This is a genomic window from Bradyrhizobium sp. USDA 336 (genome assembly GCF_044908355.1).
Classification (GTDB): domain Bacteria; phylum Pseudomonadota; class Alphaproteobacteria; order Rhizobiales; family Xanthobacteraceae; genus Bradyrhizobium; species Bradyrhizobium yuanmingense.
In genome coordinates this window covers 3,967,486-3,981,322 of the sequence record NZ_JBIYDC010000002.1, presented here as the reverse complement: position 1 = coordinate 3,981,322, position 13,837 = coordinate 3,967,486, and the positions used below count along the sequence as shown (strand labels likewise).

General features: G+C 60.1%; 12 protein-coding genes and 1 tRNA gene. 8 read left to right on the top strand and 5 right to left on the bottom strand.

Going from position 1 to position 13,837, the window contains the following annotated elements; all coding sequences use genetic code 11:
- The first annotated feature begins 84 nt into the window (after positions 1–84).
- The 5 genes from ABIA45_RS19570 (at position 85) to ABIA45_RS19550 (ending at position 4,633) form a co-directional block, all read left to right on the top strand.
- On the top strand, positions 85–348 hold the full coding sequence (locus ABIA45_RS19570) for a hypothetical protein (RefSeq protein WP_271544286.1): 264 nt from the start codon (positions 85–87) through the stop codon (positions 346–348).
- A gap of 390 nt (positions 349–738) precedes the next feature.
- Entirely contained in the window at positions 739–2,301 is a 1,563-nt protein-coding gene (locus tag ABIA45_RS19565) for a 2-isopropylmalate synthase (protein ID WP_036037552.1), read from the top strand.
- A 290-nt stretch (positions 2,302–2,591) separates the two neighbouring features.
- Positions 2,592–3,596: a TRAP transporter substrate-binding protein gene (locus tag ABIA45_RS19560; protein WP_271543753.1), complete on the top strand. Its 1,005-nt coding sequence runs from the start codon at positions 2,592–2,594 to the stop codon at positions 3,594–3,596.
- A gap of 198 nt (positions 3,597–3,794) precedes the next feature.
- A complete protein-coding gene (locus ABIA45_RS19555; protein ID WP_157284152.1) occupies positions 3,795–4,391 on the top strand; it encodes a Spy/CpxP family protein refolding chaperone in 597 nt (198 codons plus the stop codon).
- A 166-nt stretch (positions 4,392–4,557) separates the two neighbouring features.
- Positions 4,558–4,633: transfer RNA gene (locus tag ABIA45_RS19550), tRNA-Lys, on the top strand.
- 384 nt (positions 4,634–5,017) lie between these two features.
- On the opposite strand, the gene ABIA45_RS19545 is transcribed toward ABIA45_RS19550, so the two are convergent.
- Entirely contained in the window at positions 5,018–5,269 is a 252-nt protein-coding gene (locus tag ABIA45_RS19545; RefSeq protein WP_404653282.1) for a hypothetical protein, read from the bottom strand.
- A gap of 266 nt (positions 5,270–5,535) precedes the next feature.
- On the opposite strand from ABIA45_RS19545, the gene ABIA45_RS19540 reads away from it, so the two are divergent.
- From ABIA45_RS19540 to ABIA45_RS19530, 3 genes are all read left to right on the top strand, one after another.
- On the top strand, positions 5,536–6,129 hold the full coding sequence (locus tag ABIA45_RS19540) for a hypothetical protein (RefSeq protein ID WP_404653281.1): 594 nt from the start codon (positions 5,536–5,538) through the stop codon (positions 6,127–6,129).
- A gap of 112 nt (positions 6,130–6,241) precedes the next feature.
- Positions 6,242–6,844: a hypothetical protein gene (locus ABIA45_RS19535; RefSeq protein ID WP_404653279.1), complete on the top strand. Its 603-nt coding sequence runs from the start codon at positions 6,242–6,244 to the stop codon at positions 6,842–6,844.
- A 376-nt stretch (positions 6,845–7,220) separates the two neighbouring features.
- Entirely contained in the window at positions 7,221–7,556 is a 336-nt protein-coding gene (locus tag ABIA45_RS19530; protein ID WP_404653278.1) for a DUF3768 domain-containing protein, read from the top strand.
- Positions 7,557–8,002: 446 nt separating this feature from the next.
- Here ABIA45_RS19530 and ABIA45_RS19525 read toward each other — a convergent pair whose 3' ends face one another.
- The 4 genes from ABIA45_RS19525 to ABIA45_RS19510 form a co-directional block, all read right to left on the bottom strand.
- The gene (locus tag ABIA45_RS19525) at positions 8,003–8,458 is read right to left on the bottom strand and encodes a DUF6527 family protein (RefSeq protein ID WP_404653276.1); all 456 of its coding nucleotides are present in this window, start codon (positions 8,456–8,458) and stop codon (positions 8,003–8,005) included.
- Positions 8,455–9,624 carry a ThiF family adenylyltransferase gene (locus ABIA45_RS19520; protein WP_404653275.1) on the bottom strand — a complete coding sequence of 390 codons (1,170 nt, stop codon included), beginning with the start codon at positions 9,622–9,624 and terminating at the stop codon, positions 8,455–8,457. Before ABIA45_RS19520 ends, ABIA45_RS19525 begins: the two co-directional genes overlap by 4 nt.
- Positions 9,599–10,342, bottom strand: a complete 744-nt coding sequence (locus ABIA45_RS19515; protein WP_404653273.1) for a multiubiquitin domain-containing protein — start codon at positions 10,340–10,342, stop codon at positions 9,599–9,601. The genes ABIA45_RS19520 and ABIA45_RS19515 overlap by 26 nt, the downstream gene beginning before the upstream one ends.
- Positions 10,343–10,441: 99 nt before the next feature.
- Entirely contained in the window at positions 10,442–13,837 is a 3,396-nt protein-coding gene (locus tag ABIA45_RS19510; RefSeq protein WP_404653272.1) for a UvrD-helicase domain-containing protein, read from the bottom strand.

Genomic DNA, 13,837 nt, shown 5'->3' with positions numbered 1-13,837 from the left:
AACCGCGGCGTGATCGCGGGTCGCAATTTCGTCACCTTCGAGTGCGTTTGGATTGAAGGGCGCTAGGGGATAAAGCCGGAGCTCATTGTGCAAGTCGTCATCCTGGTCATCCTTCTCTCGTTTGCCTTTGCGGCTGGCTATTTCACGCGAGATTACGTCTCCCGAAAAAGGCGCGCGGAGGCACGCCGCTGGCGCGAGTACGCTGAGCCGGACTGGCTCTCAGCCAATGCGCCGGCCAACACCAACGAGATCGCGAAGACCGGCACCCCTGCGCCCACTGGCGAGCTCGGCCAAATGCTGAACCGTTGGGAGAACAGGGCGCGCGCCCGCCGCACCGGCACGGCGTAGGCCTATCGCTTTTAGGTCACCTATGTTGACCATCTTTTGGCGTTGCAGTTGCGGCCATTTCTCGTCTAGAAACGGCCACATCGGGCCCCTCCCGGAAACCAACCGTCAATGGTTTTGACCGAGGATTTGAGGCTCTGCAGGGTCTGGCAATGCTGATTCGCGGCCAAATCGAGGGGATTTCGGGGGAGGTGGCTCTGGCCGCCGCCGCGATCCCGGCTGCACTGCTGCCCACCCTCCTTATTGGCGGCCTTCTTCTTACTTGCCCCTGAGGGCCGGCTGGGCGCCATGCGCCTGGGCGCTCAGGGGTTGGTCGAGATCAACGGACACCTCAAGCGCCAAGGGACTGAAACGGGCTCTGAACGGCGCAAACGCTCAAAAGGAAATCTAGGAATGGCCACCGTGAACAAGTCCGAGAAGGACCGCGTCATCATTTTCGACACCACGCTGCGCGACGGCGAGCAGTGCCCCGGCGCGACCATGACCTTCGAGGAGAAGCTCGAGGTCGCCGAACTGCTGGATGATATGGGCGTCGACGTCATCGAGGCGGGCTTTCCGATCACCTCCGAAGGCGACTTCCAGGCGGTCAGCGAGATCGCCCGCCGCTCCAAGAACGCCGTCATCGCAGGTCTGTCGCGCGCCCATCCCGCCGACATCGACCGCTGCGCCGAGGCCGTGAAGTTCGCCAAGCGCGGCCGTGTCCACACCGTGATCGCGACCTCGCCGCTGCACATGCGCGTGAAGCTGAACAAGACCCCGGAGCAGGTGATCGAGACCTCGGTCGCCATGGTCGCGCGCGCCCGCAACCAGATCGACGACGTCGAATGGTCGGCCGAGGACGGCACCCGCAGCGAGATGGACTTTTTGTGCCGCATCGTCGAGGCCGTGATCAAGGCCGGCGCTACAACGGTGAACATCCCCGACACCGTCGGTTATACGGTGCCGGAGGAATATACCCACTTCATGAGGACGCTGATCGAGCGCGTGCCGAACTCGGACAAGGCGGTGTTCTCCGTGCACTGCCATAACGATCTCGGCATGGCGGTCGCCAACTCGCTGGCCGGCATCACCGGCGGCGCGCGCCAGGTCGAGTGCACCATCAACGGCATCGGCGAGCGCGCTGGCAATGCCGCGCTCGAAGAGATCGTGATGGCGATCAACGTGCGCAACGACAAATTCCCCTACTGGAACAAGATCGACACCACCCAGCTCACCCGCGCCTCGAAGCTGGTGTCGGCGGCGACCTCGTTCCCGGTGCAATACAACAAGGCGATCGTCGGCCGGAATGCCTTCGCGCATGAGAGCGGCATTCACCAGGACGGCGTGCTGAAGGACGCTTCGACCTACGAGATCATGCGCCCCGAGATGGTCGGCCTGAAGCAGTCCTCGCTGGTGCTGGGCAAGCATTCCGGTCGCCATGCCTTCGTGCACAAGCTGGAGGAGATGGGCTACAAGCTCGGTCCGAACCAGTTGGAAGATGCGTTCACGCGGATGAAGGCGCTGGCCGACCGCAAGAAGGACATCTACGACGAGGACATCGAGGCGCTGGTCGACGAGGAGATGGCGGCCTCCCACGACCGCATCAAGCTGACCTCGCTGACCGTGATCGCCGGCACCCACGGCCCGCAGCGCGCGACCATGAAGCTCGACGTCGACGGCCAGATCAAGATCGAGGAAGCCGAGGGCAACGGGCCGGTCGATGCCGTTTTCAACTGCATCAAGCGCCTGGTGCCGCACGAGGCCAAGCTCGAGCTGTACCAGGTGCACGCAGTCACCGAAGGTACCGACGCGCAGGCGGAAGTGTCGGTGCGGCTGGCGCAGGACGGCCGCTCGATGACGGCGCGCGCGGCGGATCCGGATACCCTGGTGGCTTCGGCCAAGGCCTATCTCGGCGCGCTCAACAAGATCGTCATGAAGCGCCAGCGCGACAATGTGACGACGGCGGCGGCGAGCTGACAAGCGAAGCTGCGAGTTCTTACTCCTCTCCCGCTTGCGGGAGAGGTCGGCGCGTAGCGCCGGGTGAGGGCTCTCTCTTCCCGAGGATTGTCCCGTTGTGGAGACACCCTCTCCCCAACCCTTTCCCGCGAGCGGGAGAGGGAGCGCAGCAGTGCTTGCGGTATTCACCATGAATGCCTGTCCTGCTAAGAGCCAATAGCGGCCCTGCAGGCGAGCCGCTATTGATGTAGCCGGCATAAGATTGGTCACCCGGCGCCGCCGGGGGCTCAAACGAACAACAGGGAGAGACTATGCGCACCTTGGCGATCGCCGCCTCCATCGCGGTTCTGGCACTTGGCTTGAGCGGGCCGGCATCGGCCCAATCACCGATCATCATCAAATTCAGCCACGTTGTCGCCACCGACACGCCGAAAGGCAAGGGCGCGGAGAAGTTCAAGGAGCTCGCCGAGAAGTACACCGGCGGCAAAGTCAAGGTCGAGGTCTATCCGAACTCGACGCTCTACAAGGACAAGGAAGAGCTCGAGGCGCTCCAGCTCGGCAGCGTGCAGATGCTGGCGCCGTCCAACTCCAAGTTCGGCCCGCTCGGCATCCGCGAGTTCGAGGTGTTCGACCTGCCCTACATCCTGCCCGACATCAAGACACTGCGGAAGGTGACGGAAGGGCCGCTCGGCACCAAACTGCTGAAGCTGCTGGATGCCAAGGGCATCACCGGCCTTGCCTATTGGGACAACGGCTTCAAGCAGATGAGCGCGAACAAGAAGCTGATCACGCCGGCCGACTATCAGGGCGTGAAATTCCGCATCCAATCCTCGCGCGTGATCCAGGCCCAGTTCAAGTCGCTCGGCTCGCTGCCGCAGGTGATGGCGTTCTCGGAAGTCTACCAGGCACTCCAGACCGGCGTGGTCGACGGCCAGGAGAACACCTGGTCGAACATCTATACCCAGAAGATGCACGAGGTTCAGAAGTACATCACCGAGACCAATCACGGCTACATCGGCTACGTCGTGATCGTGAACAAGAAGTTCTGGGACGATCTGCCGGCCGACATCCGTGACCCATTGTCGAAGGCGATGAAAGAGGCGACCGAATTCAGCAACGCGCAGTCGCAGAAGGAGAACGATGACGCGCTGGCCGAGATCAAGAAGAGCGGCAAGAGCGAGATCATCAAGCTGACGGCCGATCAGGACGAGGCGATGCGCAAGGCGATGGAGCCGGTCTACAAGGAGGCCGCGGGCCGCATCGGCCAGGGGCTGATCGACGAGTTCCTGAAGGAAGCCAAGAGCCCGACGAACTGACCTCGACGGGGCGACCCCAACGAAGGGCTTCCGCGCAGCGCACGGAAGCCCTTTTTGTTGCAGATCGTTTCAGTTTGCATCTGAACGGACATTCACGGCAGTTACATCTCTGCAAGGACCCCTTCCTGTCCAAGTTGTAAGTTGCGCGTCAGCCCCCTCGCGCTCATCCTCACGGGCACCTTTCCAGAGGAGGTCAGGATGAAGAAATTCACCATCGCAGCCATCGCCGTGCTCAGCATCGCCGGCTCGGGCGCGGTCTACGCCCAATATCATCGCCCGTGGATGGAGCACGTCCGCCACATGCGCATGAACCCCGAGGACCGGGCCGCTTTCGTCGATGCGCGGATCGCCGCCGTCCATGCCGGCTTGAGGCTTAACGCAGATCAGGAGAAGCTGTGGCCGCCGGTCGAGGCGGCGGTGCGGGAGTTCGCCAAGCTGCGCATCGACCGTGCCAATGCGCGGATGAATGCCGGGCCGGGCGATGCCGACAGGGCCGAGGATCCGATCGCCCGCCTGCGCCAGCGGGCCGAGGACATGGGCGCCAGCTCCGCCGCCCTGAAGAAGATCGCCGATGCCGCCGATCCGCTCTACAAGACCCTCGACGAGGGCCAGAAGCGGCGTCTCGCCGTGCTGACCCGGCACCGCGGCCCGTTCGGCGGCGGCGAGGACGGCCCGCGCCACTACCACTTCAAGGAGCGCATGGACCGCATGATGGAACGGGGCATGGACCACTTCCACCATGACCGCTTCGACCGTGACCGCGGTCCCGACCGGGACCGGGAGGGCCGGCTCTGAACGGACCGGTTCTCAGGCCGTAAACCCTGGCGAAGCCGCTGGAATCCAGCGGCTTTTCGCATTTCCGTTCCTGTGGACGAGACCTTGGAAAACTTACGTCCGATCGCTTGCCATACCCGGATCGCTTTGCTAAACGACCGGCCTCGCAAGGCCTTGACCGCCTTTCGGGCGCATAGCTCAGTTGGTAGAGCAGCTGACTCTTAATCAGCGGGTCCCAGGTTCGAGCCCTGGTGCGCCCACCATATAAATCAAGACCTTAGCGAGAGAAACCGTTTGAGAGAGCCGAACTAAAACGGTTTTTCAAACGGTGTTTTTGACGGCCGTTTGGCGAGTCCACTCTCGGCATTGTGATCTGCTCTACTCGTCGCGGCAGAAGCCAAGGCGACTAGAAGTCCGCCTCACAGAACCGCTTCCTCAACGTTGTGTTGAGTCAGAGCCCGACGAAGCCGGCATGCTTGCCCCTCTGTCCAATGCCATCGGCGACGTATTGCGCCAGCTGCGCGGCGCTTCCATTCGAAATAGTGCTTAAAGTCGACGTGAACCCTCATGTTGTTCGGCCGGTACGCCGCCATGCGGTGATAGAGCAGAACCGGTCCCGCCTCGAGGCGCCGATATAGCTGTCGAATTTAATGGGCGATGGCGTCGCGCGTCATCTTCCAGCTTCTGTCTAAAATGACGGGAAGTCTCCGGCGGTCTCCCAAAAATTCTCGTTTCAAAGAGACGATTGGTGGAGCAGGCTCTATTGCGACCGCCGCCAGACGAGCCCAGTCGGGCTTCGCCAACTGATAAGCTTTTGAGAGAAAGCTTATCAGTTCGCGTTCGGTCCAATGTCGATCGGGCAAAAGAGAGAATTGCGGCGGCGCGAGTGGCAGATCCACTTGGCCACGTGCGTTGCGCGCTTTGAAGCGGCTTCAGCTAATCTAACGGAAGCTGATCAAGGCAGGACAGCGTTGCGATGGTGGTCAGGCTCATAACCTGAAGGTCATAGGTTCAAATCCTATCCCCGCAACCAAATGTCGATAAAATTAGCTAGTTAGCAAATTGCTAGCCGGCTGATTTGATTTTTAAGCCTAGCACAGAGCTAGCATAAACATGACGCCGTTCCCGATCTGTGCTATGTTCCTGCATTCAGGAGCATAGGCCCATGGCAAGGCACGAGATTCTTGGCGGCTTGGTGCAGATCTATAAGCGCGGGCGTATGTGGCACTGCTCCGCATCGATGGATGGCCGCCAGTACCGCGAAAGTACCAAGGAGGAAGACCTCCCCCAGGCAAAACAATTTGCGGAAGATTGGTACCTGGCGCTACGCGGCAAGTCCCGGGCGGGTCTTCTCACCAAAAAGGGGGAAAAGACGTTTCAGGACGCCGCCGACATCTTCACCGACGAATACGAGATCATCACCCAGGGTGAGCGCAGCAAGAAATGGGTTGAAGGCCATCGAATTAGGCTCAAGCTACACCTGCTCCCCTTTTTCGGTCCCATGGGCCTATCTGAAATCAACGAGGGGACGGCCCAGGAATATCGGGTCTTTCGGATGACCGGCAAAAAGCCCGGCACGAAAATCACTGAGCCGGACGATAACGCGCCTCACAAGCCTCCGGCGCGAAGCACGTTGCATGACGAGACCGTCACCCTCCACCTCGTGCTGAAGGCCGCGGTCCGCAAGAAATGGATCGCGCATATCCTTGACTTGTCGCAGCCTTACAAGGTATCGGGCAAGACTGAGCATCGCCCCTGATTTAGCCTAAGAATATAAGCGGCTCTACAAGGCGACCGGCCAATATGCGCGCCGGCCACAGCGGGAGAGATTTCGCTGGGATGCGGAGCAGCTTCACGACTTCGTGGTGTTCATGGCCAACACAGGCCTGCGCCCCGATGAGGCGAAGAACCTTCAGCATCGCGACGTGCAAATGGTGAAGGACGAGGCCACCGGCGAGCTCATCTTGGAAATCGACGTGCGCGGCAAACGTGGCGTCGGCTACTGCAAGAGCATGCCCGGCGCCGTGAAGGCCTACCAGCGCCTGCTCAATCGCGGCAAATGGGAGCCGCAGGGCCGCAAACCACGAAGTGAAAAAGAAAAGGCCCGCCGGCCGGAGCCACTCCCGCTGAAATTGCCCGAACCCACCGATCTGGTGTTTCCCGGCGACCACAGCGGTCTCTTCAACAAATTTCTTGGGCAAGAGAATCTGAAGTTCGATCGCGAGGGGAAGCCTCGCACTGCCTATAGCCTGCGGCACACCTACATCTGTCTGCGTCTTATCGAGGGGGCAGACATTTACGCACTCGCGAAGAACTGCCGTACCAGCGTCGAGATGATTCAGAAATTCTATGCCGCGCATACCAAGGATATGCTCGATGCGTCTTCTATCAATGTTCGCAAACCTCGCAAGCGCGGACAGGCCGTAGAAGCAAGAACTGATGAGCCTTTCTTTCTGCTGCGAGCACGCACGTGATCGTCTTTGAACGAGACGTTTACCGGCTCGTCAGGAGAGCGCCGCTTGCCGGGCGTGGTTCCTCGGGGTTCAGCCCCGTCTTGATTATCTGAATGCAATTCATTCTCAAATGCCGTTCGCGCAGCGTCGTGAACTGTCCGCAGTCGACTTGAAATGGAATTCTTCATGCAGCCCTAAAAGGCGCACCGCAACCAACGACCTCTCTTGTGCCGGCTTTTGCCAAAGCGCGCGGGCCAGTCAAGGCCGTTCGCTTCCTTCGTGCAGCTCCACGCCCTGCGGGTGACTTCGTCAGCCTGTGATCGTCACGCTAATTCGCTTTGGCTCTGGGGCGGGCATCGAGGCCGCGATTGGCGCGGGCTCAGTGCCAAGGGGCCGCATGATGACATCTGCTTACACTTCCAAAGTCCAGCAACTTAACGACGCTTTCCGCAAAACCCTCACCGGCGGGAAGGTTTGCTACACCGCCGGCGTATCGGCACTTGGGGAATCCTTCGTCACCAGGGCTCTCGCTCTTGTGCGCAGCTTCGACGCGTTCTCGATGGAGAATGACCCTTACGGAGAGCACGATTTCGGATCAGTCACCATCGACGAGGCCAAGCTCTTCTGGAAAATCGACTACTACGATCTTTCACTTCAGTTCGGCTCGAATGATCCGTCCGACCCCGCTCAGACCTCGCGAGTCATTACGATCATGCTAGCTGAAGAGTACTGACGCGATGACAAACGGTCGGTTCTAGTGTCCCGACCGTTCAGACAATGACAGCGAATGGCGAATTGGCTTTACGTTAAACGTCGCTAAATTCCTTCGGTTCGGGAAAGTCGCTGTATCCGGCGTACATAACGTAGCCGACGTAGCTCACATATTCGACACGCCCGACAAGACCGGCGTAGGGTGAAAAGGACGAAGTCCGCTTGCTTCTCTTGGAATTGTTGCGATCAAGCGGCCGTTGCGGATTTCGCCGAGGTATCGACCGTCACGCCCGTAAACCTCGTCTCCCCTGAATTGCCTGACATGTTTCCCGGAATGAGTCCAGAGGTTCTCACCGTCGCGATACCCAAAATACGTACCCGACCAGGTCCAGAGATTCATGGCACACCTATTCGCCGTCCGGAGGCCAAGAGAAAGAACGTGGCCGCCATCGCGTTCTTCCCTTGGGTTCAATCGCCCCAGCCAAGTTTAGACATCAGTCGTCGCAGGAGACCCTTATCATGAGCCTCGTGGCCCTTCCCGACCGGCGCCGGAGGCGAATTCAACTCGGTCGCCTCCCGCGTTCCATAGAATAAGGCTTTCGCTTCCTTATCGCGCACCCGTTCGCTCGCGATCTGCTTGTCGGTCCATGGGGCTGCCTCGACAACCCGCCCTCGATCAATGAAATAGTGAGAGCGGCAGGCAATGTTCCAGTTCCCAACCGAGGGTGATAACGAGATCGTTTCGCCGTCAAAGGTCATACGCCAGTCGGTCGGCGTGAACGGCGTCACCACCTCTGCACCACAACCACAACAGCAGCTATGCGCGGACGTGGCGTACTCGATGGATACATAGAGCACGCCAGGGGCAAGACGTTCCGGGATATGCTCGACGAACTGGTGCTTCAGGCGCTGATGTCGTATCATTCTTCGTCGCCGTTCAGAAGCATGTTGCCATCTGTCGTGTACGAACTGTGGTGCTCTCGCTCAAGATCGCGGTAGAAGCCGCAGAGCTTTTTCCACTTGATGACGGCCAGCGCCGCGTTCAGGGCGTTCAAGTCTGCGACTTGAATATTGGAGGCGTAGATGTCGTCCTCGCCGCCGCCTTCGAACGACACACGACTGCGAAAATGGCTGCGGTTGGTCGGTGTGCTCGTCGTCAACCTCAATATGCCGCCGAGCGAATTGTCGACCAGCTCCAGTCCCATGCCGACATCGACGAACGACACGCCGAGCTCTTCGAGCTTGGTGACGACCCGTTCCTTTGCCTTGCCTGCATCCATGCAGATGAAGGCGAATGTGATGCCTTCGAGCAGATACAGATTGGCCTCGCTAAGCGAACCATAGGTCGCGATCCGTCGGTGCATCCGCGAGTAAATGCCCTTGAGGTAGTCGACCTTCTTCGGAGCTTCGCGCAGCTCGTCGATCGACGGTGCCCCGGGGGCGCGGAACGCGTTGTGCTGTAAGAATTCATCGCTGTCAAAAAGTCGGATGTCCTGAGCCGACGTCTTGGCAACGAGATCCAACACATACGAGCCTGTGCCTCCAAGGCCGATGATCGCGACCTTCTCCTTGGCGAGCAGCTCGCTCAAGGCCCCGATGCCGACTCGATCAGACGCCGTCTCGGTGTAGTTGAAGACGCTGTCTTCCTCTTCCTCCGGCACGCGGAACGTTCGGGGATTGGCTTTCGGATCAAGGACCCTGGCAGGCCCCGAAAGGATCGCCGCGTACGTGGTCATCTTCTCGTAGTAGTCCGCGTAACCTTGTGCGGGCTTACTTGAGAAACTGTGCCTCGCGGTGACACCGTTGCCGAGATTGAAGTCGCCGCTCTGATGCGAAATCTGCTGGATCCGGCTACCGTCCGGATTGCAGGGGTATTCGCCGTCGAAATGCACGACGTGCGTATCCGGTCGTTGGGTCTTATCTCCAGCCATGTTCAGGCTGGAGATAATAGTGCCGCTGCGCACCTGGCGCTGGCCGTTGACGTAGGGGATCTCGCGCATGAGGAGCAGCCCGCCCCGAATCTGCACGAAGTAACCCTCGTCACGAAGGCGCTTGAGGTCGGAGCTAAGATTGAACGGTTTTGGTGACATTGAAGACCGTGCCTTTCTTCTTCACTTCGACCGAGCCGCCAGGACCCAGTTCACTCGCATGCGGTACCGAGGCCGCGTGCCGATAGGTCATCGAGAACACGACGTTCGCCTCCGTCTGGCATCCAGGAAAGGCGAGCTGCACGACCTGCTCGAAAGTGACACGCGATTCGTGAACGATGCGGGGCCTCGCGTTGACGATGATCTCGAACGTCGGAGGGGGCTTCGGGGCCGTGATAAACCGCTCCACACCGGGTGCAGTCAGATCGACCAGCTCGGCCCGCTCGATCAGGCGATCTTCGCCGCCGCGCACTTCGAGAAAGACAGCGTCGTCATTGCTGACTTCCGCGAGCTTGTAGAGCGCGGCGCCACTGATGGCCGGCTTGCCCCAAGCCAGTTGATGTCCATTCAGCGTCAGCTTGTACTCACGGTCGGTCTGGAAGCCGACGAAGCGCTCGGCGCCGCGGCCGCGGAGATCGAAGGTCTCATCCAGCCGCACATCCTCGAAGTCGCCGTCCGGCAGGATCGCAAACAGGCTGAAGTCGGATTGTGCGTCGACGCCGGCGGCCGACAGGATTTGCCGCCCGAGCGGCACGGGGTCGTTGACTGAGATAACGCGGAAATCGAGATCGCCCTGCGCGTAACGGATACGGTAGGCTCGCGCCGGCCGTAACGCCCTGTCTTCGCGCAGAGCATCGCCAATATCGTCGTATTCCAGCATTTCTTCGTTATTCATGGTCGTGAGGTCCTTGAGGTTGGCCGGGCGAATGTCCGGCTCTAATCCTCAATCGGTGCGACCAGCCGAGACCGGTAACTTTGGTCAGAATTTTTTTGGCAAAGCCCCCGACGGGGTCGGCCCACACACAAAGAATGCCGGGCAGCCGGGACAGGTGCGCGGGGACGGGTCCGCGGGGAACAATCCGAGCCTGATATCCCGGAGAAAGTTACCGAGCTTTTCCTTCCGGCTTTTCAGCTCCTTGTCGGAGAGCGGGATGGCCTGTGCCGTTTCATCTGCTAGGTGGACAAGCTCGACGATCGCACCTGGGAAGGCCTGCTGCGCCGCAAGAAGAAAAGCCGCCGCTCCCACGTCCTTTGCTTCGGCCGACCGTTGATGACCGGTTTGTACGCGTCGCAGCATGCGCCTTCCGTCAGGCCTCAGCAGTACATCGTCAGGCCGGACAATGATTTCTTCCGTGCCGAATCTGAGGCTAAGGGCGGTTGGCGCTTCCGCCGTGCAGCCGACACGGATCGAGACGAAGTAATCGATCATGGCCGCTGCAAACGACTTGAATTCGCCGGCATAGCCATGATCGGCAAGGCCCTGAGCGGCCAACGCATCAGTAACCATTTTGTCTAGGGCCGCGGCATCTGTCGTGCCGTTGGCAACCACCGCCTGATAGACCGTCCGCACCACTTCGTGCATCTGCATAAACGGCGTTGCGGTCCGGCGACCGCCAATTTGCAGCACATGCGTGTAAAAGAACCGCCTGGCGCAGGATTCATAAAGTCCGATCTGAGCGCTGCTGAAGCGCAAACCGCCTTCGATCGCCAACGCGATGTCCGCATGTTCCGGGGGCGGAGGCAGCGTTCGGGCCGGTCGGATGTGCTGGCGCGCCAAGTTGTCGCCGATTCGACTTAGGAACGGCGAGAGCGGCCGGTTGTGTCCGTTCGACTTCTGCGTCGGTGCGTAGATAAAGAGTCGGTCCCGCGCTCGCGACATAGCGACGTAGAATAGGCACTCTTGCTCTTCCGCCTGCTCGGCTCGAAACACCTCGACGGCGCCACCCTTGCCGTCTTCTACCATCCCGTCGGGCGGCGGACACGGTGGTGCAGGCGGCGTCCTCGGAATCGTGTCGCTGTTAAGACCAGGCACATGCACAACAGAAAATTCCAAGCCCTTGGCGCCATGAATGGTCATCAAGCGAACGGCATCGATGCCCTGCGCCGCCGCCGGCAGCTGTCGAAGGTCACGATCGTCGCCCAGACGGACCAGCCGACGAACGCGCTCAAGCAGTCGGGGAATGGGAAGGCCTTTGCCCGCGGGCTGAACGCGAATGAAGTTCATCAGTTGCCAGATCGCAATGCCGCGCGTCCGATCGGCGACATCCGCGGACGAGGCGATACGAGCAATCATTCGGGTTCGATCAAGTAGAATTGTCGCTAGCGCGATCCACGCAGGCGTGGCCGGATCGAGGCCCTCCATAGCTGATGCCATTGTTTCGACGGCCGTCTTACCTTGCGCCGAAAGATTCGCGGCCAGTTCAGCGTCTCTTAGCCATTCTGCCGGCTTGCCCTCACGTCCTCTGAGATTGTCGAGAATGGTCGCGACGTCGATCATCGGCATCGCGAAATCAGGTAGGCATGCTACCCGAACCAGCCCCATCGCGCGGCGATCGCTCAGGATAGTGAGTAACGCAAACAGGTCCTTGATCTCGGGACGCTCGAAAAGGCTGCCCAGAAATAGCACCGGAATGCCAAGGCGTTCGAGGTCTTGCCCAAGATTGGAGAGCTTCTCGTTGCCGGTGCAGAGGACAGCCTGATCGCGATAATTGTGTCCCGCCCGACGCATCTCTTCGATAGTGTCCGCCAAAGCCACAGTCTGCTGTGGGGCCCGATCAACTGTACGCAGTTCGGGCGGTTTGCCTGCGGCTCCGCGCGTTGCTTCGAGGCCGCTCTCGGGATCACCAGCCTTCATGGTGATGGCAAATGCCGAAAACGCGTCTACAACTTCACCCACCGAGCGATAGTTCTTTTTAAGACGACCACGAACGCCAGCTGGGAAATCCTGTTTGCCGAAGCGGACCATGTTGAAGGAGGAAGCACCGCGAAAGCGGTAGATCGATTGCTTGGCATCGCCCACCACCCACAAATTTTTGCCGGAGCTGCGCAGGGCCACGAGAAGCCGGACACTACTGCGATTCACATCCTGATATTCGTCGACCAACACGTGATCATACTGGTCCTGGATATGTGCGCGGATTGCGGCATCTCTTTCGAGCAGTTGAACGGGAATCGACACAAGATCGCCGAAGTCGACGCGATGCGCCTGCTGCTTCAGCCGCTCATAGGTTTCGTAGACGCGGGCCACCTCAATGGCTCGGGCAGCTACTTCGCGCTCCCCGACGGTCTTAGCCTGACGCTGCATTTCCAGTGACAACTCGGCATACTTCGTTGCATCGACCACTTCATCCTTGGCCCGCGAGATCGCCGCCAGAATGTCAGCAATGATCTGGGTAGGATCATAGAGATTGCGGTAGTGCGTCAGGCCGAGGCGTGGAAATTCAGCTTCAAGCAGCTCAACCGCTTCCGTCCGATCCATCATTTGTGGATCCTGAGGAAGCCCAAGCTCCTTGTGAAAACGCCGGATGAGGTCGAGGCCAAAGGCATGAAAGGTGCCGATCCACATGGCCGCAGCGGCTTCTTTGCGCTTAAGCGCAATTCGCTCGGCCATTTCGCCTGCGGCCTTATTTGAGAATGTGAGCAGTAAGATGCGCCGCGGATCGACACCGTCCGCCAACAATCCCTCGACACGCGCTGTCAATGTCTGCGTCTTACCGGTGCCAGGCCCCGCTTCGAGAAGAAACGCCTCGCCGCGATGGGTTGCGGCCGCCTCTTGCAATGAATTCAGCGGGCGATCGGCTCTCTCGCGACCGTCATCCGTAGTAAGTGGCGGTAACAGGAGCGCGTCGAAAAGCTGCTGCGCAACGACGTCGAACGGCGCACCCAACCGTTTGGCGATGGCGGATGCCGTCTCGTTGTCCTCGATGTGAAGTTTACGCGCAGTGCTGCGCGGTAAGAGGAACTCGCGAGCGAACAGGTCCATCTGGACTTCGCGCCGCTGACGACGCCCATAGTCCACAACCCGGTCTATTCCGGTGGGAGCCCGCTCTGCCGCACGAGCGGGATCGATATCTTGTGCGGCTTCGACGCTGTTATCGTCTCCAAGCTCAACATGGCCAATCTCGTGAGCAACCAGGAAAGCCTGTTCGAACGCGCTTCCGGCCATCTCATGAATGATCAGTCGATCCGCCGGTACGTAAGTTGCGCGACCGCCATCGAGCACGGCAGCACCAGGGGTCGCCGTCTCGACGTCGATACCACGCCGTTTCGCTTCAGCCACCGCAAATTCGTATGGCTTCCACGGATCCAGGCCGCTGGCGACGGCCTGGAAATGGAGGTTGGCTGCAGCCTGCCGCGCGAGCTCGACCCCGTCCAT

Bases quoted from the DNA above. Each gene is read 5' to 3' on its own strand.
- ABIA45_RS19525 (WP_404653276.1), bottom strand. From the start codon at position 8,458: ATGATACGACATCAGCGCCTGAAGCACCAGTTCGTCGAGCATATCCCG.
- ABIA45_RS19535 (WP_404653279.1), top strand. From the start codon at position 6,242: ATGGCCAACACAGGCCTGCGCCCCGATGAGGCGAAGAACCTTCAGCAT.
- ABIA45_RS19555 (WP_157284152.1), top strand. From the start codon at position 3,795: ATGAAGAAATTCACCATCGCAGCCATCGCCGTGCTCAGCATCGCCGGC.
- ABIA45_RS19565 (WP_036037552.1), top strand. From the start codon at position 739: ATGGCCACCGTGAACAAGTCCGAGAAGGACCGCGTCATCATTTTCGAC.
- ABIA45_RS19540 (WP_404653281.1), top strand. From the start codon at position 5,536: ATGGCAAGGCACGAGATTCTTGGCGGCTTGGTGCAGATCTATAAGCGC.
- ABIA45_RS19515 (WP_404653273.1), bottom strand. From the start codon at position 10,342: ATGCTGGAATACGACGATATTGGCGATGCTCTGCGCGAAGACAGGGCG.
- ABIA45_RS19520 (WP_404653275.1), bottom strand. From the start codon at position 9,624: ATGTCACCAAAACCGTTCAATCTTAGCTCCGACCTCAAGCGCCTTCGT.
- ABIA45_RS19560 (WP_271543753.1), top strand. From the start codon at position 2,592: ATGCGCACCTTGGCGATCGCCGCCTCCATCGCGGTTCTGGCACTTGGC.
- ABIA45_RS19530 (WP_404653278.1), top strand. From the start codon at position 7,221: ATGATGACATCTGCTTACACTTCCAAAGTCCAGCAACTTAACGACGCT.
- ABIA45_RS19510 (WP_404653272.1), bottom strand. From the start codon at position 13,837: ATGGACGGGGTCGAGCTCGCGCGGCAGGCTGCAGCCAACCTCCATTTC.